23 protein-coding genes are annotated in these 24013 nt (G+C 69.2%); all 23 read right to left on the bottom strand.

What is annotated here, in order from left to right; genetic code table 11:
• Window position 1: 1 nt before the first annotated feature.
• The 23 genes from rpsC to nusG all read right to left on the bottom strand — a co-directional run bounded on the left by rpsC (window position 2) and on the right by nusG (window position 23999).
• Window positions 2-874, bottom strand: coding sequence for a 30S ribosomal protein S3 (gene rpsC, locus O7604_RS12865; protein WP_194801424.1), 873 nt, complete (start codon window positions 872-874; stop codon window positions 2-4).
• A complete protein-coding gene (gene rplV / locus O7604_RS12860) occupies window positions 874-1323 on the bottom strand; it encodes a 50S ribosomal protein L22 (protein ID WP_018784552.1) in 450 nt (149 codons plus the stop codon). Before rplV ends, rpsC begins: the two co-directional genes overlap by 1 nt.
• Before the next feature lie 40 nt (window positions 1324-1363).
• A complete protein-coding gene (gene rpsS, locus O7604_RS12855) occupies window positions 1364-1645 on the bottom strand; it encodes a 30S ribosomal protein S19 (protein ID WP_007073032.1) in 282 nt (93 codons plus the stop codon).
• 12 nt (window positions 1646-1657) lie between these two features.
• Complete coding sequence (gene rplB, locus O7604_RS12850) at window positions 1658-2497, bottom strand: 50S ribosomal protein L2 (RefSeq protein ID WP_013288631.1); 840 nt, start codon at window positions 2495-2497, stop codon at window positions 1658-1660.
• A gap of 12 nt (window positions 2498-2509) precedes the next feature.
• Window positions 2510-2812 (bottom strand): 50S ribosomal protein L23, encoded by a 303-nt coding sequence (gene rplW, locus O7604_RS12845; protein ID WP_013288632.1) that lies wholly within the window; start codon window positions 2810-2812, stop codon window positions 2510-2512.
• Window positions 2809-3474: a 50S ribosomal protein L4 gene (rplD, locus tag O7604_RS12840; protein ID WP_174536579.1), complete on the bottom strand. Its 666-nt coding sequence runs from the start codon at window positions 3472-3474 to the stop codon at window positions 2809-2811. The genes rplW and rplD overlap by 4 nt, the downstream gene beginning before the upstream one ends.
• Window positions 3471-4136, bottom strand: a complete 666-nt coding sequence (gene rplC, locus O7604_RS12835) for a 50S ribosomal protein L3 (protein WP_073828947.1) — start codon at window positions 4134-4136, stop codon at window positions 3471-3473. Before rplC ends, rplD begins: the two co-directional genes overlap by 4 nt.
• 11 nt (window positions 4137-4147) lie before the next feature.
• Entirely contained in the window at window positions 4148-4456 is a 309-nt protein-coding gene (gene rpsJ / locus O7604_RS12830) for a 30S ribosomal protein S10 (protein WP_007073037.1), read from the bottom strand.
• A gap of 356 nt (window positions 4457-4812) precedes the next feature.
• Window positions 4813-6006 (bottom strand): elongation factor Tu, encoded by a 1194-nt coding sequence (gene tuf, locus O7604_RS12825; RefSeq protein WP_269704003.1) that lies wholly within the window; start codon window positions 6004-6006, stop codon window positions 4813-4815.
• Window positions 6007-6228: 222 nt separating this feature from the next.
• Window positions 6229-8325 (bottom strand): elongation factor G, encoded by a 2097-nt coding sequence (gene fusA, locus O7604_RS12820; RefSeq protein ID WP_269704002.1) that lies wholly within the window; start codon window positions 8323-8325, stop codon window positions 6229-6231.
• A 75-nt stretch (window positions 8326-8400) separates the two neighbouring features.
• Window positions 8401-8871: a 30S ribosomal protein S7 gene (gene rpsG, locus O7604_RS12815; RefSeq protein WP_013288637.1), complete on the bottom strand. Its 471-nt coding sequence runs from the start codon at window positions 8869-8871 to the stop codon at window positions 8401-8403.
• A gap of 1 nt (window position 8872) precedes the next feature.
• A complete protein-coding gene (rpsL, locus tag O7604_RS12810; protein ID WP_007465318.1) occupies window positions 8873-9247 on the bottom strand; it encodes a 30S ribosomal protein S12 in 375 nt (124 codons plus the stop codon).
• A gap of 502 nt (window positions 9248-9749) precedes the next feature.
• Window positions 9750-10121: a hypothetical protein gene (locus O7604_RS12805; protein WP_269706991.1), complete on the bottom strand. Its 372-nt coding sequence runs from the start codon at window positions 10119-10121 to the stop codon at window positions 9750-9752.
• Between the two features lie 347 nt (window positions 10122-10468).
• On the bottom strand, window positions 10469-10837 hold the full coding sequence (locus tag O7604_RS12800) for a hypothetical protein (protein ID WP_269704001.1): 369 nt from the start codon (window positions 10835-10837) through the stop codon (window positions 10469-10471).
• 96 nt (window positions 10838-10933) lie between these two features.
• Complete coding sequence (locus O7604_RS12795) at window positions 10934-14821, bottom strand: DNA-directed RNA polymerase subunit beta' (protein ID WP_269704000.1); 3888 nt, start codon at window positions 14819-14821, stop codon at window positions 10934-10936.
• A gap of 80 nt (window positions 14822-14901) precedes the next feature.
• A complete protein-coding gene (locus O7604_RS12790; protein WP_073828954.1) occupies window positions 14902-18333 on the bottom strand; it encodes a DNA-directed RNA polymerase subunit beta in 3432 nt (1143 codons plus the stop codon).
• Between the two features lie 573 nt (window positions 18334-18906).
• Entirely contained in the window at window positions 18907-19296 is a 390-nt protein-coding gene (rplL, locus tag O7604_RS12785) for a 50S ribosomal protein L7/L12 (protein WP_269703998.1), read from the bottom strand.
• A 54-nt stretch (window positions 19297-19350) separates the two neighbouring features.
• Window positions 19351-19899 (bottom strand): 50S ribosomal protein L10, encoded by a 549-nt coding sequence (gene rplJ / locus O7604_RS12780; protein ID WP_269703996.1) that lies wholly within the window; start codon window positions 19897-19899, stop codon window positions 19351-19353.
• A gap of 316 nt (window positions 19900-20215) precedes the next feature.
• A complete protein-coding gene (locus O7604_RS12775; RefSeq protein WP_281579732.1) occupies window positions 20216-20905 on the bottom strand; it encodes a hypothetical protein in 690 nt (229 codons plus the stop codon).
• Window positions 20902-21777, bottom strand: a complete 876-nt coding sequence (locus O7604_RS12770) for an ATP-binding cassette domain-containing protein (RefSeq protein ID WP_281579731.1) — start codon at window positions 21775-21777, stop codon at window positions 20902-20904. The genes O7604_RS12775 and O7604_RS12770 overlap by 4 nt, the downstream gene beginning before the upstream one ends.
• Window positions 21778-21859: 82 nt before the next feature.
• A complete protein-coding gene (rplA, locus tag O7604_RS12765; protein WP_269703993.1) occupies window positions 21860-22576 on the bottom strand; it encodes a 50S ribosomal protein L1 in 717 nt (238 codons plus the stop codon).
• A gap of 83 nt (window positions 22577-22659) precedes the next feature.
• Window positions 22660-23091, bottom strand: a complete 432-nt coding sequence (gene rplK, locus O7604_RS12760) for a 50S ribosomal protein L11 (RefSeq protein ID WP_013288647.1) — start codon at window positions 23089-23091, stop codon at window positions 22660-22662.
• Between the two features lie 185 nt (window positions 23092-23276).
• Window positions 23277-23999, bottom strand: coding sequence for a transcription termination/antitermination protein NusG (gene nusG, locus O7604_RS12755; protein ID WP_194801430.1), 723 nt, complete (start codon window positions 23997-23999; stop codon window positions 23277-23279).
• Window positions 24000-24013: the final 14 nt, after the last annotated feature.

Raw genomic sequence — 24013 nt, 5'->3', positions numbered from 1 at the left:
GTCAGCCCTCCTGCTGCTGTTCTGCCGGCTGGGTCGCGGCTGCGGCGACAGCGCTGCTGTCGACGGGCTCACCGGCCGGCGTCTCCGCCTGCTGCGCGATGGTCGTCGCGGCAGCGCGGCCGGCCTCGGTGCCACCGGCGGTCGTACCGGACGAGCCCGAGCGGCCACGGCGCGGCCGGTCCGGCCGGTCGCCACGGTCACGGCGCGGGCCGCGCGACGGGGCGGCCTCGGCCGGGGCCTCGCGGCCCGGGACGGCGTCGCCCTTGTAGATCCAGACCTTCACGCCGATCCGGCCGAAGGTGGTACGGGCCTCGAAGAAGCCGTACTCGATGTTGGCCCGCAGCGTGTGCAGCGGAACCCGGCCCTCGCGGTAGAACTCGGTCCGGCTCATCTCGGCGCCGCCCAGACGGCCCGAGACCTGAACCCGGATGCCCTTGCAGGCGGGGTTCTTCATGGCGGACTGCATCGCCTTGCGCATGGCCCGACGGAAGCTGACCCGGCTGGACAGCTGCTCGGCGACGCCCTGGGCGACCAGCTGCGCGTCCGACTCGGGGTTCTTCACCTCGATGATGTTCAGCTGGACCTGCTTGCCGGTGAGCTTCTCCAGCTCGCCGCGGATCCGGTCGGCCTCCGCACCCTTACGGCCGATGACGATGCCCGGCCGGGCGGTGTGGATGTCGACGCGGACCCGGTCCCGGGTGCGCTCGATGTCGACCTTGGAGATGCCGGCGCGCTCGAGGCCCTTGGACATCATGCGGCGGATCTTGACGTCCTCGCCGATGTAGTCCTTGTAGAGCTTGTCCGCGAACCAGCGGGACTTCCAGTCGGTCGAGATGCCGAGCCGGAACCCGGTCGGGTGAACCTTCTGACCCATTACTCGGCACCCTCCGTCGTGCTCTGCTCCTCAGCGGCCGGCTTGGCCGGAGCGGCCTTCTTCGCCGACTTCTTCGGCGCGGCCGGCGCCACCGCCTCGACCGCCACGGTGATGTGGCACGTGCGCTTGCGGATCCGGTACGCCCGGCCCTGCGCCCGCGGCCGGAACCGCTTCATGGTCGGGCCCTCGTCGACGAACGCCTCGCTGACGAGCAGCGCGTCGGGGTCCAGCCGCTCGTTGTTCTCCGCGTTGGCGATCGCGCTCGCGAGCACCTTGTACACCTGCTCGCTCGCAGCCTGCGGCGCGAACTGCAGCACCGTGAGCGCCTCCTTCGCGGGCAGGCCGCGGACGAGGTTGACCACCCGGCGCGCCTTCATCGGCGAGATGCGCACGTGCCGCGCAACCGCCCGCGCGCCCGGAAGCACCGGAGCGTCGCCCTTTCCTGGCATCGCTGTAACCCCTTGTTCCTCTATCCGTATGCCCGCGGCGTCAGCGCCGGCGGCTCTTCCGGTCGTCCTTCTCGTGACCCTTGAACGTGCGGGTCAGCGCGAACTCGCCGAGCTTGTGCCCGACCATGGCCTCGGTCACGAAGACCGGGACGTGCTTACGTCCGTCGTGCACGGCGATCGTGTGACCCAGCATCTCCGGGATGATCGTCGAGCGGCGCGACCAGGTCTTGATGACGTTCTTCGAGCCCTTGTCGTTCTGCGTCTCCACCTTCTTGAGCAGGTGGTCGTCGACGAACGGGCCCTTCTTCAGGCTGCGAGGCATGTCTTATCTCCCTCAGCCGCGCTTACGCGTGGCGTAGCGGCGGCGGACGATCAGCCGGTCGCTCGGCTGGCCCTTACGACGGGTGCGGCCCTCGGGCTTACCCTGCGGGTTGACCGGGTGGCGACCACCGGAGGTCTTACCCTCACCACCACCGTGCGGGTGGTCGACCGGGTTCATCGCGACACCACGGACGGTCGGGCGCTTGCCCTTCCACCGCATACGGCCGGCCTTACCCCAGTTGATGTTCGACTGGTCGGCGTTGCCGATCTCGCCGATGCTGGCGCGGCAGCGCACGTCCACGCGCCGGATCTCACCGGACGGCATGCGGAGGGTCGCGTACGCGCCCTCACGGCCGAGCAGCTGGATGCCGACGCCGGCCGAGCGGGCCAGCTTGGCCCCGCCGCCCGGACGCAGCTCCACGTTGTGGATGGTGGTACCGACCGGGATGTTGCGCAGCGGCAGGTTGTTGCCCGGCTTGATGTCGGCGCCCGGACCGGACTCGACGCGGTCGCCCTGCTTCAGGTCCTTCGGCGCGATGATGTAGCGCTTCTCGCCGTCGGCGTAGTGCAGCAGCGCGATGCGCGCGGTGCGGTTCGGGTCGTACTCGATGTGGGCGACCTTCGCCGGCACGCCGTCCTTGTCGACCCGCTTGAAGTCGATCAGACGGTACTGGCGCTTGTGACCGCCACCGTGGTGCCGCGTGGTGATCCGGCCGTGGGCGTTGCGTCCGCCCTTCTTCGGCAGCGGAGCCAGCAGCGACTTCTCCGGCGTCGACCGGGTGATCTCGGCGAAGTCGGCAACGCTCGAGCCACGCCGGCCCGGCGTCGTCGGCTTGTACTTACGGATAGCCATTGTCTACACCCCTCAGCTGACCGGGCCGCCGAAGGCCTCGATACGGTCACCGTCAGCCAGCTTCACCATCGCGCGCTTGGTGTCCTTGCGCTTGCCGAACCCGGTACGGGTCCGCTTGCGCTTGCCCTCGCGGTTGAGCGTGTTGACCGTCAGGACGCGGACGTTGAAGATCTGCTGGATAGCGATCTTGATCTCGGTCTTGTTGGCGTCCGGGTGCACCAGGAAGGTGTACCAGTTACGGTTCAGCTCGCTGTAGCTCTTCTCCGAGACGACCGGCGCGACGATGACGTCACGCGGATCGGCGATCGTGCTCACTTGCCATCCTCCTCGGTGGTCTCGGCGGGAACGCCCAGGAACTCGTCCAGGGCCTCCTTGGTGAAGACCACGTCGTCGGCCACCAGCACGTCGTAGGTGTTGAGCTGGCCGGCCTCGATCAGGTGCACCCGGCTGTCCCGCGCGTTGCGCAGGTTCCGCAGCGACACCCAGTTCAGCTCGTCGGTGCTGCTCAGCACGACCAGGACCCGACGGGCCTGGGTCAGCTTGGTCAGCGTGGCGAGGGCCGCCTTGGTGGACGGCTTCTCGCCGGAGACGAACGCCTCGACGACGTGCACCTGGCCGGCGCGGGCCCGGTCCGAGAGGGCGCCACGCAGAGCGGCAGCCTTCATCTTCTTGGGGGTGCGCTGGCTGTAGTCGCGCGGCTGCGGGCCGTGGACCACGCCACCGCCGGCGAACTGCGGCGCGCGGGTCGAGCCCTGGCGGGCACGACCGGTGCCCTTCTGCTTGTACGGCTTCTTGCCTCCACCGGAGACCTCGCCGCGGGTCTTCGTCTTGTGCGTGCCCTGGCGGGCCGCCGCGAGCTGGGCCACCACGACCTGGTGCATCAGGGCGATGTTGGCCTGCGCGTCGAAGATGTCGGCCGGCAGCTCCACGGAGCCGCTCTTGGCGCCTTCGACGTTGATCACGTCAACGGTGGTCACTTGGCCGCACCGCCCTTCTTCACCTTCGCCTTGGCCGCGGTACGGACCAGGACCAGCGCGCCCTTCGGGCCGGGAATGGCGCCGCGGACGAGCAGGAGGTTGTTCTCGGTGTCGACCGCCTGGACGGTCAGGTTCTGGACGGTGTAGCGCACGCCACCCATCCGGCCCGCCATCCGGGTGCCCTTGAAGACGCGACCCGGGGTCGCGCAGGCGCCGATCGAGCCGGGCGAGCGGTGCTTGCGCTCGACACCGTGGCTGGCACGCAGACCGTGGAAGCCGTGCCGCTTCATCGGGCCGGCGTAGCCCTTGCCCTTGGTCTTGCCGGTCACGTCGATCACGGCGCCGGCCGGGAACTCCTCGACCGTGACCTCCTGGCCCGGCGCGTAGTCCGCGGCGTCGGAGGTGCGCAGCTCGACGATGTGCCGGCGCGGCGCGACGTCCGCCTTGGCGTAGTGCCCGGCGACCGGCTTCTTGACCTTGCGCGGGTCGATGACCCCGTACGCCAGCTGGACCGCGGAGTAGCCGTCCTTGTCGGCGCTACGAACCTGGCTCACGACGCACGGGCCGGCCTGAACCACGGTCACGGGCACAACCTTGTTGTTGTCCCAGACCTGGGTCATGCCGAGCTTGGCGCCCAGGATCCCCTTGACTTGCCTGTCCATTTGTCCGGTCCCTACAGCTTGATCTCGATGTCGACGCCAGCCGGCAGGTCGAGGCGCATGAGCGAGTCGACCGTCTTCGGGGTCGGGTCGATGATGTCGATCAGACGCTTGTGCGTACGCATCTCGAAGTGCTCGCGCGAGTCCTTGTACTTGTGCGGCGAGCGGATGACGCAGAAACGGTTGATCTCCGTGGGCAGCGGCACCGGGCCAGCGACCTGCGCCCCGGTACGCGTCACCGTCTCGACGATCTTCCGAGCCGAGGAGTCGACGACCTCGTGGTCATAGGCCTTGAGCCGGATGCGGATCTTCTGTCCCGCCATGGTGGCTTCTGTTCCTTCTCTCGATGCCGCTGTGTTGCGGGCGCCTGCACCGGCTGGCACAGGCCCACTTCCGCCGACCCCCGCGGTCGGGCGTGTCGCGCCCGTGGGCCAGGCTCCGCCCCGGGACTCCGGAGCGATTCTCTGACCACGCGGTGGGTCATGGCGCCGATCGCGGGGAACCGCGACCTGGACGCCGCGCGAGGGTGGTTGACCGCCGATGGCGATCAACCACCCTACGCGAGACAGTCTGACTCCCGGAGGTCCAGCGTTAACCGGACGCAGGCGACCGACTGTCGTTACGCAACCTGACTAGTATGCCGCACGACCGGCGGCGACGCTAATCGGGGTTACCCAGCTCACTTGATGATCTTGGTGACGCGACCCGCGCCGACCGTACGACCACCCTCGCGGATCGCGAACTTCAGGTTCTCCTCCATGGCGATGGGCTGGATCAGCTTCACCGTCATCGAGGTGTTGTCGCCCGGCATGACCATCTCGGTGCCCTCGGGCAGCGTGACGACGCCGGTGACGTCCGTGGTCCGGAAGTAGAACTGCGGGCGGTAGTTCTGGAAGAACGGGGTGTGCCGGCCGCCCTCCTCCTTGGAGAGGATGTAGACCGTCGCCTCGAACTCCGTGTGCGGGGTCGTGGTGCCCGGCTTGATGACGACCATGCCGCGCTCGACGTCCTCGCGCTTGATGCCGCGCAGCAGCAGACCGACGTTCTCGCCCGCGCGGGCCTCGTCGAGCAGCTTGCGGAACATCTCGATGCCGGTGCAGGTGGTCTTCATCGACTTCTCGCGGATGCCGACGATCTCCACCTCCTCGTTCGGCTTGAGGATGCCGCGCTCGGCGCGACCGGTGACCACGGTGCCGCGACCGGTGATGGTGAAGACGTCCTCGATGGGCATGAGGAACGGCTTCTCGGTCTCGCGCTCCGGCTGCGGGATCGCGGTGTCCACGGCGTTCATCAGGTCCATGAGCTTCCCGGTCCACTCCGGGTCGCCCTCGAGGGCCTTCAGCGCCGAGACCCGGACGACCGGCAGGTCGTCACCCGGGTACTCCTGCGAGGAGAGCAGCTCACGGACCTCGAGCTCGACGAGCTCCAGGAGCTCCTCGTCGTCGACCATGTCGCTCTTGTTGAGCGCCACGACGATGTACGGCACACCGACCTGACGGGCCAGCAGCACGTGCTCGCGGGTCTGCGGCATCGGGCCGTCGGTCGCCGCCACCACCAGGATCGCGCCGTCCATCTGCGCGGCACCGGTGATCATGTTCTTGATGTAGTCGGCGTGACCGGGGCAGTCGACGTGCGCGTAGTGACGCGCCTCGGTCTGGTACTCGACGTGCGCGATGGAGATCGTGATGCCGCGGGCCTTCTCCTCCGGCGCCTTGTCGATCTCGTCGAACGGCGTGTACGGGTTCAGGTCCGGGTACTGGTCGTGCAGGACCTTGGTGATGGCCGCCGTCAGCGTCGTCTTACCGTGGTCGATGTGACCAATGGTGCCGATGTTGACGTGCGGCTTAGTCCGCTCGAACTTCGCCTTCGCCACTGGTGTCCTCCTGTGGACTTTCTTGGTTCGTTCGCCCGGCGCGCCGTGCGGCGCTTAGGACTCTGTCGACAGCCTTTCCGGCCGGAAGGCCGGAGAGCTTTTGTGGGTTCTGCGGCGATGAAGCCTACAGGCCCGGTCTCACGCAATCCGATCGAGGTGGCCGCGGGCGGGAGAACCCTCCCGCGACCGCCCTCGCGTCATCGGATCAGCCGAGGGTGAGTGTCACTCACCCGTCGACTTGGCGATGATCTCCTTGGCCACCGAGGCCGGAACCTCGGCGTAGGAGTCGAACTGCATGCTGTAGCTAGCCCGGCCCTGGGTCTTCGACCGCAGGTCGCCGACGTAGCCGAACATCTCCGACAGCGGCACCAGGGCCCGGACGACGCGAGCGCCGCTGCGCTCCTCCATCGCCTGGATGATGCCACGCCGGGAGTTGAGGTCGCCGATGACGTCACCCATGTTCTCCTCCGGAGTGGTGACTTCAACGGCCATCATCGGCTCGAGGAGAGCGGGGTCGGCCTTGCGGGCCGCCTCCTTCATCGCCATCGAGCCGGCGATCTTGAACGCCATTTCCGACGAGTCGACCTCGTGGTACTGGCCGTCCACCAGGGTGAGCTTGACGCCCACCAGGGGGAAGCCGGCGAGGATGCCGTACTGCATGGCGTCCTGCGCACCCGCGTCCACCGAGGGGATGAACTCCCGGGGGATGCGGCCACCGGTCACGGCGTTGGCGAACTCGTAGGTCGGTGCGTCGTTACCGAGCGGCAGCGGCTCCACGCTGATGATCACGCGGGCGTACTGGCCGGAACCACCGGTCTGCTTCTTGTGGGTGTACTCGACCTTCTCCACCTTGCGGCGGATGGTCTCGCGGTACGCCACCTGCGGCTTACCGATGTTCGCCTCGACGTTGAACTCGCGGCGCATCCGGTCGACCAGGATGTCCAGGTGCAGCTCGCCCATGCCGGAGATGACCGTCTGACCGGTCTGGTCGTCCAGCTTGACGCGGAAGGTCGGGTCCTCCTCGGCCAGCCGCTGGATGGCGGTGCTGAGCTTCTCCTGGTCGGCCTTGGTCTTCGGCTCGATGGCCACCTCGATGACCGGCTCCGGGAAGGTCATCGACTCCAGGATGACCGGGTTCGCCGGGTCGCACAGGGTGTCACCGGTGGTGGTCTGCTTCAGACCCTGCACCGCGATGATGTCGCCGGCCTGGGCGGAGCTGCGCTCCTCCCGCTTGTTGGCGTGCATCTGGTAGATCTTGCCGATCCGCTCCTTGCGGTCCTTGGTGGAGTTGATCACCTGAGAACCGGACTCGAGCGTGCCGGAGTAGATCCGGACGTACGTCAGCTTGCCGAGGTGCTTGTCGGTCTGGATCTTGAAGGCCAGGCCGGAGAACGGCTCGGAGACCGAGGGCTTCCGCTGCAGCGGGGTCTCGCCGTCGGTGGCCGTACCCTCGATCGCCGGGATGTCCAGCGGCGAGGGCAGGTACGCGACGACCGCGTCCAGCATCGGCTGGATGCCCTTGTTCTTGAAGGCGGTACCGGTGAGGACCGGGTTGGCCTTGCCGGCGATGGTGGCCCGGCGGATGGCGGCCTTGATCTCGTCGGCCGAGATCTCCTCGCCCTCGAGGTACTTCTCCATCACCGAGTCGTCGACGTCGGCGAGGGTCTCCATCAGCTTCTCGCGCCACTCCGCGGCGGAGTCGGCGAGGTCGGCCGGGATCTCCTCGACCGCGTAGTCCTCACCCTTCTGGGTCTCGCCGCGCCAGGTGAGCGCGCGCATCTCGACCAGGTCGACCACGCCGATGAAGTCGGACTCGGCGCCGATCGGGATCTGGAGGACCAGCGGGGTGGCGTTGAGCCGGTCGATCATCATCTGCACGCAGCGGAAGAAGTCGGCGCCGGTCCGGTCGAGCTTGTTGACGAAGCACATCCGGGGGACGTTGTACTTGTCCGCCTGCCGCCAGACGTTCTCCGTCTGGGGCTCCACGCCGGCCACGCCGTCGTAGACCGCGACCGCACCGTCCAGCACGCGCAGCGACCGCTCCACCTCGACCGTGAAGTCGACGTGGCCGGGCGTGTCGATGATCTGGATCGTGTGGCCCTTCCACTCGCACTTGGTGGCGGCGGAAGTGATGGTGATACCGCGCTCCTGCTCCTGCTCCATCCAGTCCATGACGGCGGCGCCCTCGTGGACCTCACCGATCTTGTACGTGATGCCGGTGTAGAACAGGATTCGCTCGGTGGTAGTGGTCTTACCGGCATCGATGTGGGCCATGATGCCGATGTTGCGTACGTTGGCGAGCGCGTCTGCGGCGGCCACTTCAATCCCTACTTATCGTCGTCTCGACACAACTGGTGGCGGTTCCGGCGCCGGCCGGCGCCGGAACCTCAGGTGTTACCAGCGGTAGTGCGCGAAGGCCTTGTTCGACTCGGCCATCTTGTGCGTGTCCTCGCGCCGCTTGACGGCGGCACCGAGGCCGTTGCTCGCGTCCAGCAGCTCGTTCATCAGCCGCTCGACCATGGTCTTCTCGCGCCGGGCGCGGGAGTAGGTCACCAGCCAGCGCAGACCGAGGGTGGTCGCGCGGGACGGCCGGACCTCGACCGGAACCTGGTAGGTGGCGCCACCGACGCGGCGGCTGCGCACCTCGAGGGTCGGCTTGACGTTGTCCATCGCGCGCTTGAGCGTGACGACGGGGTCGGTGCCGGACTTCTCGCGGCAGCCCTCCAGGGCGGCGTACACGATGCGCTCGGCGAGCTGACGCTTGCCGCGCAGCAGGATCTTGTTCACCAGCTGGGTGACCAGCGGCGAGTTGTACACCGGGTCAGCGACCAGCGGCTTCCGCGGAGCGGGTCCCTTACGCGGCATGTCAGCTCTTCTCCTTCTTCGCGCCGTAACGGCTGCGAGCCTGCTTGCGGTTGCGGACACCCTGGGTGTCCAGCGAGCCGCGCACGATCTTGTACCGCACGCCCGGCAGGTCCTTCACACGACCGCCGCGGACGAGCACGATCGAGTGCTCCTGCAGGTTGTGGCCGACGCCCGGGATGTAGGCGGTCACCTCGATCTGGCTGCTGAGCTTGACACGAGCGACCTTGCGCAGCGCCGAGTTCGGCTTCTTCGGGGTGGTGGTGTACACACGGGTGCACACGCCGCGCCGCTGGGGAGACCCCTTGAGCGCCGGGGTCTTGGTCTTGGTCGTCTTGGCCTGACGGCCCTTTCGGACCAACTGCTGAATGGTGGGCACCGGGTTTCTCCGCTCCCTTCGGCCGCTGCGAGGCGACCGCGCCGTCTGCTCCAGCCGTCCCGGATGGGCGGCTCTCTTACATTCCAACCAGGGCCGCCTGACGGCACCCCAGCACCCGCGGTCGGGCGTGTCGCCCGAGTCACGGTCCCGGTGCCGGCCGCTGACGCGTCGTACCGGATGTTCTGGTCTTGGTGGTGCGACCGCGCGATCACCGGCTTACCGGTTCCAGCGCACGCACGCATTGCCCGGGCGGGCCCGGGCACAAGGGGAAAGAGTACCTACCACAGCCGCGCCGGTCAAAACGGATGGGTCGGGGAGGGACCGCTCCGCGGTCCGCCGCCCGGTCTCCGGGTCGCCGATGCGCCAACGATGGGCACCTACAGTGACAAGTGTACCGGCTCGTCCGCCGTGCGACCCGGCGGCCCCGAGACCGCCCGGCGTTCGGGCACCCGGACAAACACCCCAAGCCAGGTCACCGGCCACAGACGTCGCAGCGGTGCCGTCACGTGATCTGCACCACGAGGGCCAGGGCGAGCCCGATCAGGCCGAACAGCAGGCCGGCCGCGCCGCAGGAGATGCCCGCCACGGCCAGGCGGGCACCGGTGAACCGGACCGCCGGTGGCGGCGCCTGCCGCCGGATCTGCCGCCGGGCCAGCAGCCCGGCCACCACCGCGCCGATGCCGATCAGCGCGCCGAGCACCGTGAACGCGCCCGCCGCCCAGGCGCCGCCGTAGTTCCGGGCGGCCAGACCGACGCACACCACCAGCAGCGACACCCCGATCGCGGCGATGCCGGCGACGAGCGACCCGATGGCCAGACCCGAGGTGACCGGCGGCACGTCGAGGTGGACCACGCCGAACGGCGTACCCGGCACCGCGTCGACCCGCCTCGGCGGCCGCGGCGCCTCGGCCGGCGGCGGCGGGAGCCCCGGCCCGCCGTGCGGACCCCAGCCGCCGTGGCCGGGCGCGCTCCCCGGTGCCGGCCATCCGCCGCCGTGGGCGGGCGGATTCCCCGGGTACGCCCCGTACGCCGGGTGATGCACCGGCACGGACGCGGGACCCGGCGGGTACGGCCCGGGGCGGGGCGGTTCGCCTCCCGGCGCGGCCGGTTCCGTCACGGGGTCCTCCTGTCCACACGCGCCCGCCGCGTGGCGGACACCGGCCAGGCTACCGTCGCCGATCACCCCGGGGTGTGCGGGCGCGGGCCCGCTCCCCCACCGGGTCAGTCGAAGTTCGGCGCGAAGTCGTGGCCGAACGAGGCGTCCGCGTGCCGTACCACGCCGATCACCACCGCCGCGACCAGCGCGGTCGCCGTCAGCACCAGTCCGGTCCGCGCCAGCTGCTCGCCGCGGCGCAGCCAGTCCGCGCCGGTGAGATATCCACCCGACGCGTACGCCTCGCGGCGGGCCTGCCGGGCCAGCACGAGCGCGATCGTGGCCGGCACCGCCCCGCCGAGGAACAGACCGGTGAGCGCGCCGATCAGGCCGAGCGCGAAGACGGCACGGGCCTTGGTGGAGCGGACCGGCTCCGGGTCGTGCGGATGGCGGTACGCCTGCGGCACGACGGGCGCCTGCCCGGGCACGGTCGTCATGCCTCCATCATGCCCCGGATCCGCTCCCCCGGTCCCGGCACTCCGGACGCGACGAGGCCCCCGGCGGATGCCGGGGGCCTCGTCGTTCCCTACTGCTTAGCGGTACGACCCGAAGTCGAAGTCGTCCAGCGGAACCGCCTGGCCGCTGGCCGGCCCGAAGCCGTAGTCGGTCTCCGGGTAGCCGGTCATCGAGTAGACCTTGGCCTTCGCCTCCTCGGTCGGCTCGACCCGGACGTTGCGGTACTTGCTGATGCCCGTACCGGCCGGGATGAGCTTACCGATGATCACGTTCTCCTTGAGGCCGATCAGCGAGTCGCTGCGGGCGTGGATCGCCGCGTCCGTCAGCACCCGGGTGGTCTCCTGGAAGGAGGCCGCCGACAGCCAGGAGTCAGTGGCCAGCGAGGCCTTGGTGATACCCATCAGCACCGGGCGACCGGCGGCGGGCTCGCCACCCTCGCCGACGAGCCGGCGGTTCTCCGACTCGAACAGCGCCCGGTCGACCAGCACACCCGGCAGGAACTCGGTCGAGCCGGAGTCGATCACCGTCACCCGCTTGAGCATCTGGCGGATGATGATCTCGATGTGCTTGTCGTGGATGAGCACACCCTGCGAGCGGTAGACCTCCTGGACCTCCTGGGTCAGGTGGACCTGGACCGCGCGCGGGCCGAGGATGCGCAGCAGCTCGTGCGGGTCGATGGTGCCCTCGGTGAGCTTCTCGCCGACCTCGACGTGGTCGCCGTCGTGCGCCCGGAGCCGGACCCGCTTCGAGATCTTGTCGTAGACGATCTCGTCGCTGCCGTCGTCCGGGATGACCACGATCTTGCGGGACCGCTCGCCGTCCTCGATCCGGATGCGACCCGGGGTGTCGGCGATGGGCGCCTTACCCTTCGGCACCCGGGCCTCGAAGATCTCCTGGACACGGGGCAGACCCTGGGTGATGTCCTCACCCGCGACACCACCGGTGTGGAAGGTACGCATCGTCAGCTGCGTACCCGGCTCACCGATCGACTGGGCGGCGATGATGCCGACCGCCTCGCCGACGTCCACGGTCTTGCCGGTCGGCAGCGAGCGGCCGTAGCACGCACCGCAGACGCCCAGCTTCGACTCGCAGGTGAGCACGCTGCGCACCCGCACCGTCTCGGTGCCGGCGGCGACGATCGCGTCGACCAGGATGGAGTTGACGTCCTGGCCACGGTGGGCCACCACGGTGCCGTCCGGCCCCTTGATGTCGTCGGCCAGCGTCCGGGCGTGCACGCTGGTCTCGGCGTGCTCGTGCACGACCAGCTTGCCGTCGATCCGCTCACCGATCTGCATCGGGATGGCACGGTCGGTGCCGCAGTCCTCCTCGCGGATGATGACGTCCTGCGAGACGTCCACCAGACGCCGGGTCAGGTAACCCGAGTCGGCGGTACGCAGGGCGGTGTCCGCGAGACCCTTGCGGGCACCGTGCGTGGAGATGAAGTACTCCAGCACGGACAGACCCTCCCGGTACGAGGCCTTGATCGGCCGCGGGATGATCTCGCCCTTCGGGTTGGCCACCAGACCACGGATCGCCGCGATCTGCCGGAGCTGGAGCAGGTTACCGCGGGCACCCGAGTTGATCATCTTCCACAGCGGGTTCTCCTGCGGCAGCGCGGTGTCCATCTCCTTGGCGACCTCGTTGGTCGCCTTGGTCCAGATCTCGATGAGCTCGCCGCGACGCTCCTCGGCGGTCATCAGACCACGCTGGTACTGCTTGTCGATCCGGTCGGCTTCCTTCTCGTACCGCTCCAGGATCTCCCGCTTGCGCGGCGGAGCGATGACGTCCTCCATGCCGATGGTGACGCCGGACCAGGTGGCCCAGTGGAAGCCGGCCTCCTTGAGCCCGTCCAGGGTGGCCGCCAGGGCCACCTTCGGGAACCGCTCGGCGAGGTCGTTGACGATCGCGGAGAGCTGGCCCTTGCGGATCTCGTAGTTCACGAAGCGGTAGCCCGGGGGCAGCGTCTCGTTGAACAGGACCCGGCCCAGCGTGGTCTCCACCGTCACCGGCTCGCCCTCGGTCCAGCCCTCGGCGGGGGTCCAGGGCTCGGCGCCGGCGCCGTTGTCCACACCGACCACGTCACGCAGCCGGATCCGGACCGGAGCCTGCAGGTGCAGCTCGCCGTTGTCGTACGCCATCCGCGCCTCGGCGTCCGAGCTGAACACCCGGCCCTCGCCCTTGCCGCCCGGAGTGAGGTGGGTCAGGTGGTAGAGACCGATGACCATGTCCTGGGTGGGCATGGTGACCGGCTTGCCGTCGGCCGGCTTGAGGATGTTGTTCGACGACAGCATCAGGATCCGCGCCTCGGCCTGGGCCTCGGCGGACAGCGGCACGTGGACCGCCATCTGGTCACCGTCGAAGTCGGCGTTGAACGCGGTGCAGACCAGCGGGTGGATCTGGATGGCCTTGCCCTCGACCAGCTGCGGCTCGAAGGCCTGGATGCCCAGACGGTGCAGGGTCGGCGCGCGGTTCAGCAGAACCGGGTGCTCGCCGATGACCTCTTCCAGCACGTCCCACACGACCGGCCGCTGCCGCTCGACCATCCGCTTGGCGGACTTGATGTTCTGCGCGTGGTTGAGGTCGACCAGCCGCTTCATCACGAACGGCTTGAACAGCTCCAGCGCCATCTGCTTGGGCAGGCCGCACTGGTGCAGCTTGAGCTTCGGGCCGACCACGATGACCGAACGGCCGGAGTAGTCGACGCGCTTGCCCAGCAGGTTCTGGCGGAACCGGCCCTGCTTGCCCTTGAGCATGTCGGACAGCGACTTCAGCGGCCGGTTACCCGGGCCGGTGACCGGACGACCGCGACGGCCGTTGTCGAACAGCGCGTCGACGGCCTCCTGGAGCATCCGCTTCTCGTTGTTGACGATGATCTCGGGCGCGCCGAGGTCGATCAGCCGCTTGAGGCGGTTGTTCCGGTTGATCACACGCCGGTACAGGTCGTTCAGGTCGGAGGTCGCGAAGCGGCCACCGTCGAGCTGCACCATCGGGCGCAGGTCCGGCGGGATGACCGGGACGCAGTCCAGCACCATGCCGAGCGGCGAGTTGCGGGTGTTCTGGAACGCCGCGACGACCTTGAGCCGCTTGAGCGCCCGGATCTTCCGCTGGCCCTTGCCGGAGCGGATGGTCTCGCGGAGGTTCTCGGCCTCGGCCTCCAGGTCCATGTTCTGGACCAGGGCCTTGATCGCCTCGGCGCCCATGCTGCCGGTGAAGTACTCACCGAAGCGGTCGCGCAGCTCGCGGTAGAGCAGCTCGTCGGTGACCAACTGCTTCGGCTCCAGCTTGCGGAAGGTGTCGAGGACCTCGTCGAGGCGGTCGATCTCGCGCTGGGCCCGGTCGCGGATCTGGCGCATCTCGCGCTCTCCGCCCTCCTTGACCTTGCGCCGGACGTCCGCCTTCGCGCCCTCGGCCTCCAGCTCGGCCAGGTCGGCCTCCAGCTTGGCGGCCCGCTTCTCGATCTCCGAGTCGCGGCTGTTCTCGGCCTGCCGCTTCTCGGCCAGGATCTCGTTCTCGATGGTCGAGAGGTCGCGGTGACGCGCTTCGGCGTCCACGCTCGTCACGACGTACGAGGCGAAGTAGATGATCTTCTCGAGGTCCTTCGGGGCGAGGTCCAGCAGGTAGCCCAGCCGGCTCGGCACGCCCTTGAAGTACCAGATGTGGGTCACCGGAGCGGCCAGCTCGATGTGACCCATCCGCTCCCGGCGAACCTTGGAGCGGGTCACCTCGACGCCGCAGCGCTCGCAGATGATGCCCTTGAAGCGGACCCGCTTGTACTTACCGCAGTAGCACTCCCAGTCCCGCTGCGGACCGAAGATCTTCTCGCAGAAGAGCCCGTCCTTCTCCGGCTTGAGGGTGCGGTAGTTGATGGTCTCGGGCTTCTTGACCTCGCCGTGGGACCACTGACGGATGTCGTCAGCGGTGGCGAGGCCGATGCGCAGCTCGTCGAAGAAGTTGACGTCGAGCACTATGTCCCCTATGTCGTCGTCTGTACTGCTAGCTAACGAGTGGGATCCGGGGCAGGGTGACCCTGCCCCGGATCACCACCTCAGACCTCTTCGACCGAGCTCGGCTCGCGCCGGGACAGGTCGATGCCCAGCTCCTCCGCCGCCCGGAACACCTCGTCGTCGGTCTCGCGCATCTCCAGGGCCACACCGTCGCTGGAGAGCACCTCGACGTTGAGGCACAGCGACTGCAGCTCCTTGAGCAGCACCTTGAACGACTCCGGGATGCCCGGCTCGGGGATGTTCTCGCCCTTGACGATCGCCTCGTAGACCTTGACCCGGCCCAGGACGTCGTCGGACTTGATGGTCAGCAGCTCCTGCAGGGCGTAGGCGGCGCCGTACGCCTGCATGGCCCAGCACTCCATCTCACCGAAGCGCTGGCCACCGAACTGCGCCTTACCACCCAGCGGCTGCTGCGTGATCATCGAGTACGGGCCGGTCGACCGGGCGTGGATCTTGTCGTCGACCAGGTGGTTGAGCTTCAGGATGTAGACGTAGCCGACCGCGATCGGGTCCGGCAGCGGCTCGCCGGAGCGACCGTCGAACAGCTGCGCCTTACCCGTGCGACCGATCAGCTGCTTGCCGTCCCGGTTGGGCAGGGTCGACGCGAGCAGACCGGAGATCTCCTCCTCGCGGGCACCGTCGAAGACCGGAGTGGCCACGTTGGTGTCCGGCTCGGACTCGTGCGCCTCGATCGAACGGAGCTGACGCTTCCACTCCTCGTCGTCGCCGTCCACGCTCCAGCCGGTCTTGGCCACCCACCCGAGGTGGGTCTCCAGGACCTGGCCGATGTTCATCCGGGACGGCACACCGAGCGGGTTCAGCACGATGTCGACCGGGGTGCCGTCCTCCAGGAACGGCATGTCCTCGATCGGCAGGATCTTGGAGATGACGCCCTTGTTGCCGTGGCGGCCCGCGAGCTTGTCACCGTCCTGGATCTTGCGCTTCTGGGCCACGTAGACCCGCACCAGCTCGTTGACGCCCGGGGGCAGCTCGTCGCCGTCCTCGCGGGAGAAGGTACGCACACCGATGACCGTGCCGGTCTCGCCGTGCGGCACCTTCAGCGAGGTGTCACGAACCTCGCGCGCCTTCTCACCGAAGATCGCGCGGAGCAGCCGCTCCTCGGGGGTCAGCTCGGTCTCGCCCTTCGGCGTGACCTTGCCGACCAGGATGTCGCCGGGGACGACCTCGGCGCCGATCCGGATGATGCCGCGCTCGTCGAGGTCGGCGAGCATCTCCTCGCTGACGTTCGGGATGTCGCGGGTGATCTCCTCCGGGCCCAGCTTGGTGTCCCGGGCGTCGACCTCGTGCTCCTCGATGTGGATCGAGGTGAGCACGTCCTGCTGCACGAGGCGCTGCGACAGGATGATCGCGTCCTCGTAGTTGTGGCCCTCCCAGCACATGAACGCCACGAGCAGGTTGCGCCCGAGCGCCATCTCGCCCTCGTCGGTGCACGGACCGTCGGCGATGACCTGGCCGGCCTCGACACGGTCGCCCTCGAAGACGACCGGCTTCTGGTTGACGCAGGAGCCGGCGTTGGAGCGGCGGAACTTGTGCAGCAGGTACGTACGGCGGTGGCCGTCGTCCTGGTGAACGGTGATGTAGTCCGCGCACAGGTCCTCGACCACACCGCCGACCTCGGCGACGACCACGTCACCGGCGTCCACCGCGGCGCGGTACTCCATGCCCGTACCGACCAGCGGGGCCTCGGCCTTGACCAGCGGCACCGCCTGACGCTGCATGTTCGCGCCCATGAGCGCGCGGTTCGCGTCGTCGTGCTCGAGGAACGGGATCATCGCGGTGGCGACCGAGGTCATCTGCCGCGGCGACACGTCCATGTAGTCCACGGCGCCCGGCGGGACGTCCTCGGTCTCGCCGCCCTTACGGCGGACCAGGACGCGGTCCTCGGCGAAGGTGCCGTCCGACTTCAGCGGGGCGTTGGCCTGCGCCTTGACGAACCGGTCCTCCTCGTCCGCGGTCAGGTAGTCGATCTGGTCGGTGACCCGGCCGTCGATGACCTTCCGGTACGGCGTCTCGATGAAGCCGAACGGGTTGACCCGGGCGAACGTGGACAGCGCGCCGATCAGGCCGATGTTCGGGCCTTCCGGCGTCTCGATCGGGCACATCCGGCCGTAGTGGGACGGGTGCACGTCCCGGACCTCGAAGCCGGCCCGCTCACGGGACAGACCACCCGGGCCGAGCGCGCTCAGCCGGCGCCGGTGGGTCAGACCCGCCAGCGGGTTGGTCTGGTCCATGAACTGGGACAGCTGCGACGTACCGAAGAACTCCTTGATCGCCGCCACCACCGGGCGGATGTTGATCAGGGTCTGCGGCGTGATCGCCTCGACGTCCTGGGTGGTCATCCGCTCGCGGACGACCCGCTCCATCCGGGAGAGACCCACCCGGACCTGGTTCTGGATCAGCTCGCCCACGGTACGCAGGCGACGGTTGCCGAAGTGGTCGATGTCGTCGGCCTCGTAGCCCTCCTCACCGGCGTGCAGCCGGCAGAGGTACTCCACGGTGGCGACGATGTCGTCCTCGGTGAGCGTGCCGGTGGTGATCGGCACGTCCAGCTCGAGCTTCTTGTTGAACTTGTAGCGCCCGACCTTGGCGACGTCGTACCGCTTCGGGTTGAAGAAGAGGTTGTCGAGCAGGGTCTGGGCGTTCTCACGGGTCGGCGGCTCGCCAGGGCGGAGCTTCCGGTAGATGTCGAGCAGGGCCTCGTCCTGGCCGGCGATGTGGTCCTTCTCGAGCGTGGTCATCATGAGCTCGGACCAGCCGAACTTCTCACGGATGCGCTCGGCGGACCACCCGATGGCCTTGAGCAGGACGGTGACGGCCTGGCGGCGCTTGCGGTCGATGCGAACGCCGACCGTGTCGCGCTTGTCGATGTCGAACTCCAGCCAGGCACCCCGGCTCGGGATGACCTTGACGCTGGAGAGGTCGCGGTCGGAGGTCTTGTCCGGCTGCTTGTCGAAGTACACGCCCGGCGAGCGGACGAGCTGGCTGACCACGACGCGCTCGGTGCCGTTGATGATGAAGGTGCCCTTCGGCGTCATCATCGGGAAGTCACCCATGAACACCGTCTGGCTCTTGATCTCGCCAGTGGTGTTGTTGGTGAACTCCGCGGTCACGAACAGCGGCGCGCAGTAGGTCAGGTCCTTCTCCTTGCACTCCTCGATCGAGGCCTTGACCTCGTCGAAGCGCGGAGCCGAGAAGGAGAGCGACATGGTGCCGGAGAAGTCCTCAATGGGACTGATCTCGTCGAGGATCTCCGCGAGACCCGAGCGTGCGTGCGGGTCGTCCGCCGACCGGCCCTGCCAAGCCTCGTTGCCGACGAGCCAGTCGAAGGACTCGTTCTGGATGGCGAGGAGGTTGGGGACCTCGAGGTGTTCGGTGATCCGACCGAAAGAAACTCGGCGGGGCGCGAATGCGCTCGACGTACGACTGGTCTTCGCAGGGCGGGAAGCTGCCAAGATGCGTCCTTCCGAGGACCGGTGCTGCAGAACGGCTGGTACGCGTGCACTCCAATGACCCCACCAGAAATATCCACAATCGGACATTTCCGAGCAGGGGTCAAGTCGGAAGGCAGCGCAAACTAGCAGTGTAGCCGAGAGGCTAACCGCTGTCCAGCCCACCCCGCAGGTCGTCGCGGAACAAGCCCTGGGACCTCGGAAACCGGGTCGACCGGGCCGCTCGGAACGCGACGCTCCTGCCGGTCCGCTCGGGAGCCGCGGCGTGGTGCTGCCGTTGCCCTTACCCGAGAGGCGGCCGTTGCAAGCGCGGAAGGTCTTGCTGATGTTCAGCGTGCCTGGCAGGCCGGTGCCGCGTCAAGGCCCGGTTACCGCTCGGGGTGTCTTTCCCACCGACGGGCTACCGACAGACGTCGCTGACCGGCCGATGAGAGGCCGCTGTACGCCCTGCTCACGCCGTCCCGCCGGCGGGGACACCAACACGGCGGGCGGTGACCCGGTCTCCCGGATCACCGCCCGCCGCGACGCGGTGTGCCCCGGCTCACGTGAGCCGGACGCGCGTCAGGTGGAGCAAGGTCACTTCATGGTGACCTTGGCGCCCTCACCCTCGAGCTTGGCCTTGGCCTTCTCGGCGGTCTCCTTGTTGGCCTTCTCCAGGACGGCCTTCGGCGCGGCCTCGACCAGGTCCTTGGCCTCCTTGAGGCCCAGGCCGGTCAGCTCGCGCACGACCTTGATGACCTGGATCTTCTTGCCACCGTCAGCCTCGAGGATGACGTCGAACTCGTCCTTCTCCTCCTCGGCCGGAGCGGCGGCACCGCCGGCGGCCGGGGCACCCGCGGCCACGGCGACCGGAGCGGCGGCGGTGACCTCGAAGGTCTCCTCGAACTGCTTCACGAACTCGGAGAGCTCGATCAGCGTCATCTCCTTGAACGCGTCGAGCAGCTCGTCGGTGCTGAGCTTCGCCATGTCTGGCGTCCTTTCTCGCAATGAAAACTAAGAACGTGGTGCGCCGGGAGGGCCTCAGGCCGCCTCGGCGCCCTCCTGCTCGCGCTTCTTGTCCGCCAGGGCGGCCGCCGCGCGGGCGGCCTTGGAGAGCGGAGCCTGGAACAGGGCCGCGGCCTTGCTCAGGTTGCCCTTCATGGCGCCGGCCAGCTTGGCCAGCAGCACCTCACGGGACTCCAGGTCGGCGAGCTTCGTGACCTCGGCCGCGGAAATGGCCTTGCCCTCGAAGACACCGCCCTTGATGACGAGCTTCGGGTTGGCCTTCGCGAAGTCGCGAAGCCCCTTCGCCGCCTCGACGACGTCGCCCGAAACGAAAGTCAGCGCGGTAGGACCGGAGAACAGCTCGTCGAGGCCGGAGATGCCCGCATCGGACGCGGCACGCTTGGCAAGCGTGTTCTTCGCGACCGTGTAGCTGGTCTCCTTGCCGAGCGAGCGCCGCAGCTGGGTGAGCTGGGAAACCGTGAGCCCGCGGTACTCGGTCAGCACGGTCGCTCCCGCGTTGCGGAAGCTCTCGGTCAGCTCGGCGACGGCCGTGGCCTTGTCGGCCCGGATCGGCTTGTCCGCCATGTCCCTCCTCTCTCGTTACTCGGAGCTGGTACGCCGGCGGCGAGCCAGGGCTCGACGACGGCGGCGGAGGCGTCACGACAACGAAAAAGCCCCGGCGCAGGGCGCACGGGGCGAGGGCCGGGGACACGAGCACAGTCGGCGGACCGTGCGTGACACCGAGTTTCGCTTACCGCCCTGCGCGGGTCGCCCGTCGTCGCGGGACCTTCGACCGTGCCGGAGCACGGTGACCAGCGGTCTTTGGGTGGAACTACCGCACCAGGTTACGCGACGCGCGCCGCAGCACCAAATCGCCCGACGTGCTCCCGGTCACCCCGGCTCAGGCCCGGGTGCGACGCGCCCAGGCGTAGCCGCTCAGCGCCACCGCCGTCCAGGCCACCGCCCAGCCGGTGAGGAGCACACCGGCGCCGGCCGCGACAGGCTCGGTGACCGCCCGCGCGGTCGCCATCACCGGCGGGACCAGCCACGGCGCGATCGAGCCGGAGAGCCCGAGCACCACGACCCCGACCGCGCCGGTGACCAGCACGGCCACCCCGTAGCCGGCGCTGCGGGTCACGGCCCGGCTCGCCAGCGCGCCGAGCGCCACCGCCGCCGGCAGAGCGAGCAGGTGGGCCCAGAGCCCGAGCGCCACCCCGACGAGGACCGGGCGCTCCCCCGGCCCGACGGCGGCGCTCACCCCACCGAGCGGCCACGGCAGCACCAGCGCGACGAGCACCACGGCGAGCCCCGCCGCCATTGCCGCGAGCAGCCCGGCCGCCCGTTCCCGGGCCGGCCCGACCACCACCCGAGCCATCCGGCGCTGCACGTCGGGTTCCACGTCCAGCAGGATCTTCGTCTGCCAGGCCAGCACCGGGAACAGCACCACGGCGGAGACGCCGTAGGCCTCCGCCGGCCGGGCCCGGCCACCGCCGTAGAGCACGCCGAGGACGAGCAGGCCGGCCAGGACCGGTGCCAGCGCCCGGCCGGTACGCACGAAGCCGGTCAGCCGCAGCCGGACCAACGCGATCACCGGGCCACCTCCGGCGCCGGCCCGGGTCGGCCGGACTCCCCGGCCCGGTCCGGGGAACCAGCGGCGGACGCGCCGCCCGGCCCGCCGGTGCTCGACGGGCCGGCGGAGGCCGGCACCGGGTGCGTGGCCGGAGGCGGGACGGCGTGTTCGCGTACCCGAAGGATCTGGTGGCCGTCGGTGCGCAGGCGGGCGACGGTGGCGGCCAGCGCGGCGGCCGGCACCGCCAGCTCGACCACGGCGACGGCCGCGCCGCCCGACGACGCCTCCTCGGTCACCGTGCCGTCGGCGACCGACAGGTGCCGGGCGCCCGGGAGCCGGACCGTCTCACCCCGGTGGTCGCTGACCAGCACGGTGCCGCCGTCGGCGAGCACCTCGCCGATGATCTCGGGGACCGACTCGCGGGCGGTGGCGTCCAGGCTCTCCCAGGGCTCGTCGAGCACCAGCAGGCCGGGCGGGCGCAGCAGCGCCTGCGCCAGGCCGACCTTCTGCGCGGTGCCCTTCGACAGCCGCGGCAGGCGCACGTCGTGGAAGCGGGTCAGGCCCAGTCGCTCCACCCAGTGGCGCACCGCCCGGTCGGCGGCGGGGCCGGACAGGCCGGCGACGCGGCCCATCCCGGACAGGTAGGCCCCGACGGTGAACGGCTGGTCGGCGGGGAAGCGCTCCGGCACCCAGCCGACGACCGGCGGGCGGTCGGCGACCCGGCCCCGGCTCGGGCGCAGCACCCCGGCGGCGAGCTGGAGCAACGTGGACTTGCCGGCGCCGTTGCGGCCGAGCACCACAGCCGCCTCACCCGGGCCGATCGCGACGTCGACCTGCCGCAGCACCCAGGGGCCGTGCCTGTGGTAGCGGAGCCAGACGCCGTCGAGCCGCATGAGCCCGAGAGTGCCACACCGGACGCACGAACGGGGCCCCGCCACAGCGTGGTGGCGGGGCCCCGTTCGGGAGTACGCGTGCTCAGCCCTCGGCCGAGGCCTCCTGGAAGTTCTTCACGACCTTCGGGTCGACCGGGACGCCCGGGCCCATGGTGGTGGTGAGGGTGACCTTCTTGAGGTAGGTGCCCTTGGCCGCGGACGGCTTGGCCCGCAGCACCTCGTCCAGCACCGCGGCGTAGTTGTCCACCAGCTGGGTCTCCGAGAAGGAGGCCTTGCCGATGATCAGGTGCAGGTTGGAGTGCTTGTCCACCCGGAAGGTGATCTTGCCGCCCTTGATGTCCGCGACGGCCTTGGTGACGTCCATCGTCACGGTGCCCGTCTTCGGGTTCGGCATCAGACCGCGCGGGCCCAGGATCCGCGCGATCCGGCCGATCTTGGCCATCTGGTCGGGCGTGGCGATCGCCGCGTCGAAGTCCAGCCAACCGCCCTGGATACGGGCGACGAGCTCGTCGGTGCCCACCTCGTCCGCACCCGCGGCGACGGCCTCCTCGGCCTTCGCGCCGGCGGCGAAGACGATCACGCGGGCGGTCTTACCGGTGCCGTGCGGCAGGTTGACCGTGCCGCGGACCATCTGGTCCGCCTTGCGGGGGTCGACGCCGAGGCGCATGGCGACCTCGACCGTGGCGTCGAACTTGACGTTGGTGGTCTCCTTGGCCAGCTTGACGGCCTCGACCGGGGTGTAGAGCTTCGACCGGTCGATGACGTCCGCGGCCTTGCGGTAGCTCTTGCTGCGCTGCATTTCTGGTGACTCCTGTGGTCTCTGGCGGGCACGCGTCACTCGCGGCCCTCCCACGAACAGATCGGGTGGAGCGGGTGCCGAGATCAGTCGGCGACGGTCAGGCCCATCGACCGGGCGGTGCCGGCGATGATCTTCTCGGCCTGGTCGATGTCGTTGGCGTTGAGGTCAGCCATCTTCTTCTCGGCGATCTCACGCAGCTGGGCGCGGGTGACCGAGCCGACCTTCTCCTTGTGCGGGACGCCCGAGCCCTTCTGCACACCGGCGGCCTTGATCAGCAGCCGGGCGGCGGGCGGGGTCTTCAGCACGAAGGTGAACGTGCGGTCCTCGTAGACGCTGATCTCGGCGGGGACGATGTCGCCCCGCTGGGACTCGGTCTGCGCGTTGTAGGACTTGCAGAACTCCATGATGTTCACGCCGTGCTGGCCGAGCGCGGGGCCGACCGGCGGCGCCGGGGTGGCCTGGCCCGCCGGCAGCTGAAGCGTGAACGTCTTGACGAGCTTCTTCTTCGGAGGCATGTCTCTTCCTGGGGCTTGGAACTGGGATTCTCGCCGGTCCGCGGGCGCGCACGGTCAGCACGGTGCGGACAGCCGACGTTCTAGGGTAGCGCAAACCTCTACCGAGTTTTCGCAGAGGTCGGCGGTCGTCGAGACGCCGCACCGGCGGCCACCCTTTCCAGGGTGACCGCCGGTGCCGACGTACGTCAGATCTTGGCGACCTGGTTGAAGTTCAGCTCGACCGGCGTCTCCCGGCCGAAGATCGACACCAGCACCTTGAGCTTCTGCTGGTCGGCGTTGATCTCGCTGATCGTCGCCGGCAGCGACGCGAACGCGCCGTCGGTGACGGTGACCGAGTCGCCGACCTCGAAGTCGAGGACCTTGACCTCGGGCTTGGCCTTCTTCTGCTCGGTCTCGACCGCCGGGGCCAGCCACTTGAGCACCTCGTCGAGGCTCAGCGGCGCCGGCCGGTCGGCCCGGTCGGTCGCGCCCACGAAGCCGGTGACACCCGGGGTGTTCCGGACGCAGGAGTAGGACTCGGCGGTCAGCTCCATCCGGACCAGGATGTAGCCCGGGAAGACCTTCGCCTGGATCTGCGACCGCTTGCCGTTCTTGACCTCGACCTCTTCCCGGGTCGGCACCTCGACCTGGTAGATGAAGTCCTCCATGTCGAGGGAGGTGATCCGGGTCTCGAGGTTGGTCTTGACCTTGTTCTCGTAGCCGGCGTACGAGTGCACCACGTACCAGTCGCCGGGCGCGTAGCGCAGCTTCTGGCGCAGCTCGGCGACCGGGTCGAAGTCCTCGTCCGGGGCCGGCTCGGTGGTCGGGAACTCCGGCTCGCTGGCGGCCTCGACCGACTCGTTGTTGGCCGCCGTCGCCACCGTGGACTGATCGTCCGGGGTTCCGGCGGTCTCGTCGTACTCAGGCACGCTCGCTCACTTCC

The organism is Micromonospora sp. WMMA1947 (assembly GCF_027497355.1).
GTDB lineage: Bacteria > Actinomycetota > Actinomycetes > Mycobacteriales > Micromonosporaceae > Micromonospora.
This window is presented reverse-complemented; position numbering and strand designations above follow the sequence as displayed.

Bases quoted from the DNA above. Each gene is read 5' to 3' on its own strand.
- rplL (WP_269703998.1), bottom strand. From the start codon at position 19,296: ATGGCGAAGCTCAGCACCGACGAGCTGCTCGACGCGTTCAAGGAGATG.
- rplB (WP_013288631.1), bottom strand. From the start codon at position 2,497: ATGGCTATCCGTAAGTACAAGCCGACGACGCCGGGCCGGCGTGGCTCG.
- rplC (WP_073828947.1), bottom strand. From the start codon at position 4,136: ATGGACAGGCAAGTCAAGGGGATCCTGGGCGCCAAGCTCGGCATGACC.
- O7604_RS12800 (WP_269704001.1), bottom strand. From the start codon at position 10,837: ATGACGACCGTGCCCGGGCAGGCGCCCGTCGTGCCGCAGGCGTACCGC.
- rplA (WP_269703993.1), bottom strand. From the start codon at position 22,576: ATGCAGCGCAGCAAGAGCTACCGCAAGGCCGCGGACGTCATCGACCGG.
- rplV (WP_018784552.1), bottom strand. From the start codon at position 1,323: ATGCCAGGAAAGGGCGACGCTCCGGTGCTTCCGGGCGCGCGGGCGGTT.
- rpsG (WP_013288637.1), bottom strand. From the start codon at position 8,871: ATGCCGCGTAAGGGACCCGCTCCGCGGAAGCCGCTGGTCGCTGACCCG.
- rpsS (WP_007073032.1), bottom strand. From the start codon at position 1,645: ATGCCTCGCAGCCTGAAGAAGGGCCCGTTCGTCGACGACCACCTGCTC.
- O7604_RS12770 (WP_281579731.1), bottom strand. From the start codon at position 21,777: ATGCGGCTCGACGGCGTCTGGCTCCGCTACCACAGGCACGGCCCCTGG.
- rplK (WP_013288647.1), bottom strand. From the start codon at position 23,091: ATGCCTCCGAAGAAGAAGCTCGTCAAGACGTTCACGCTTCAGCTGCCG.
- rpsJ (WP_007073037.1), bottom strand. From the start codon at position 4,456: ATGGCGGGACAGAAGATCCGCATCCGGCTCAAGGCCTATGACCACGAG.
- rpsC (WP_194801424.1), bottom strand. From the start codon at position 874: ATGGGTCAGAAGGTTCACCCGACCGGGTTCCGGCTCGGCATCTCGACC.
- rplJ (WP_269703996.1), bottom strand. From the start codon at position 19,899: ATGGCGGACAAGCCGATCCGGGCCGACAAGGCCACGGCCGTCGCCGAG.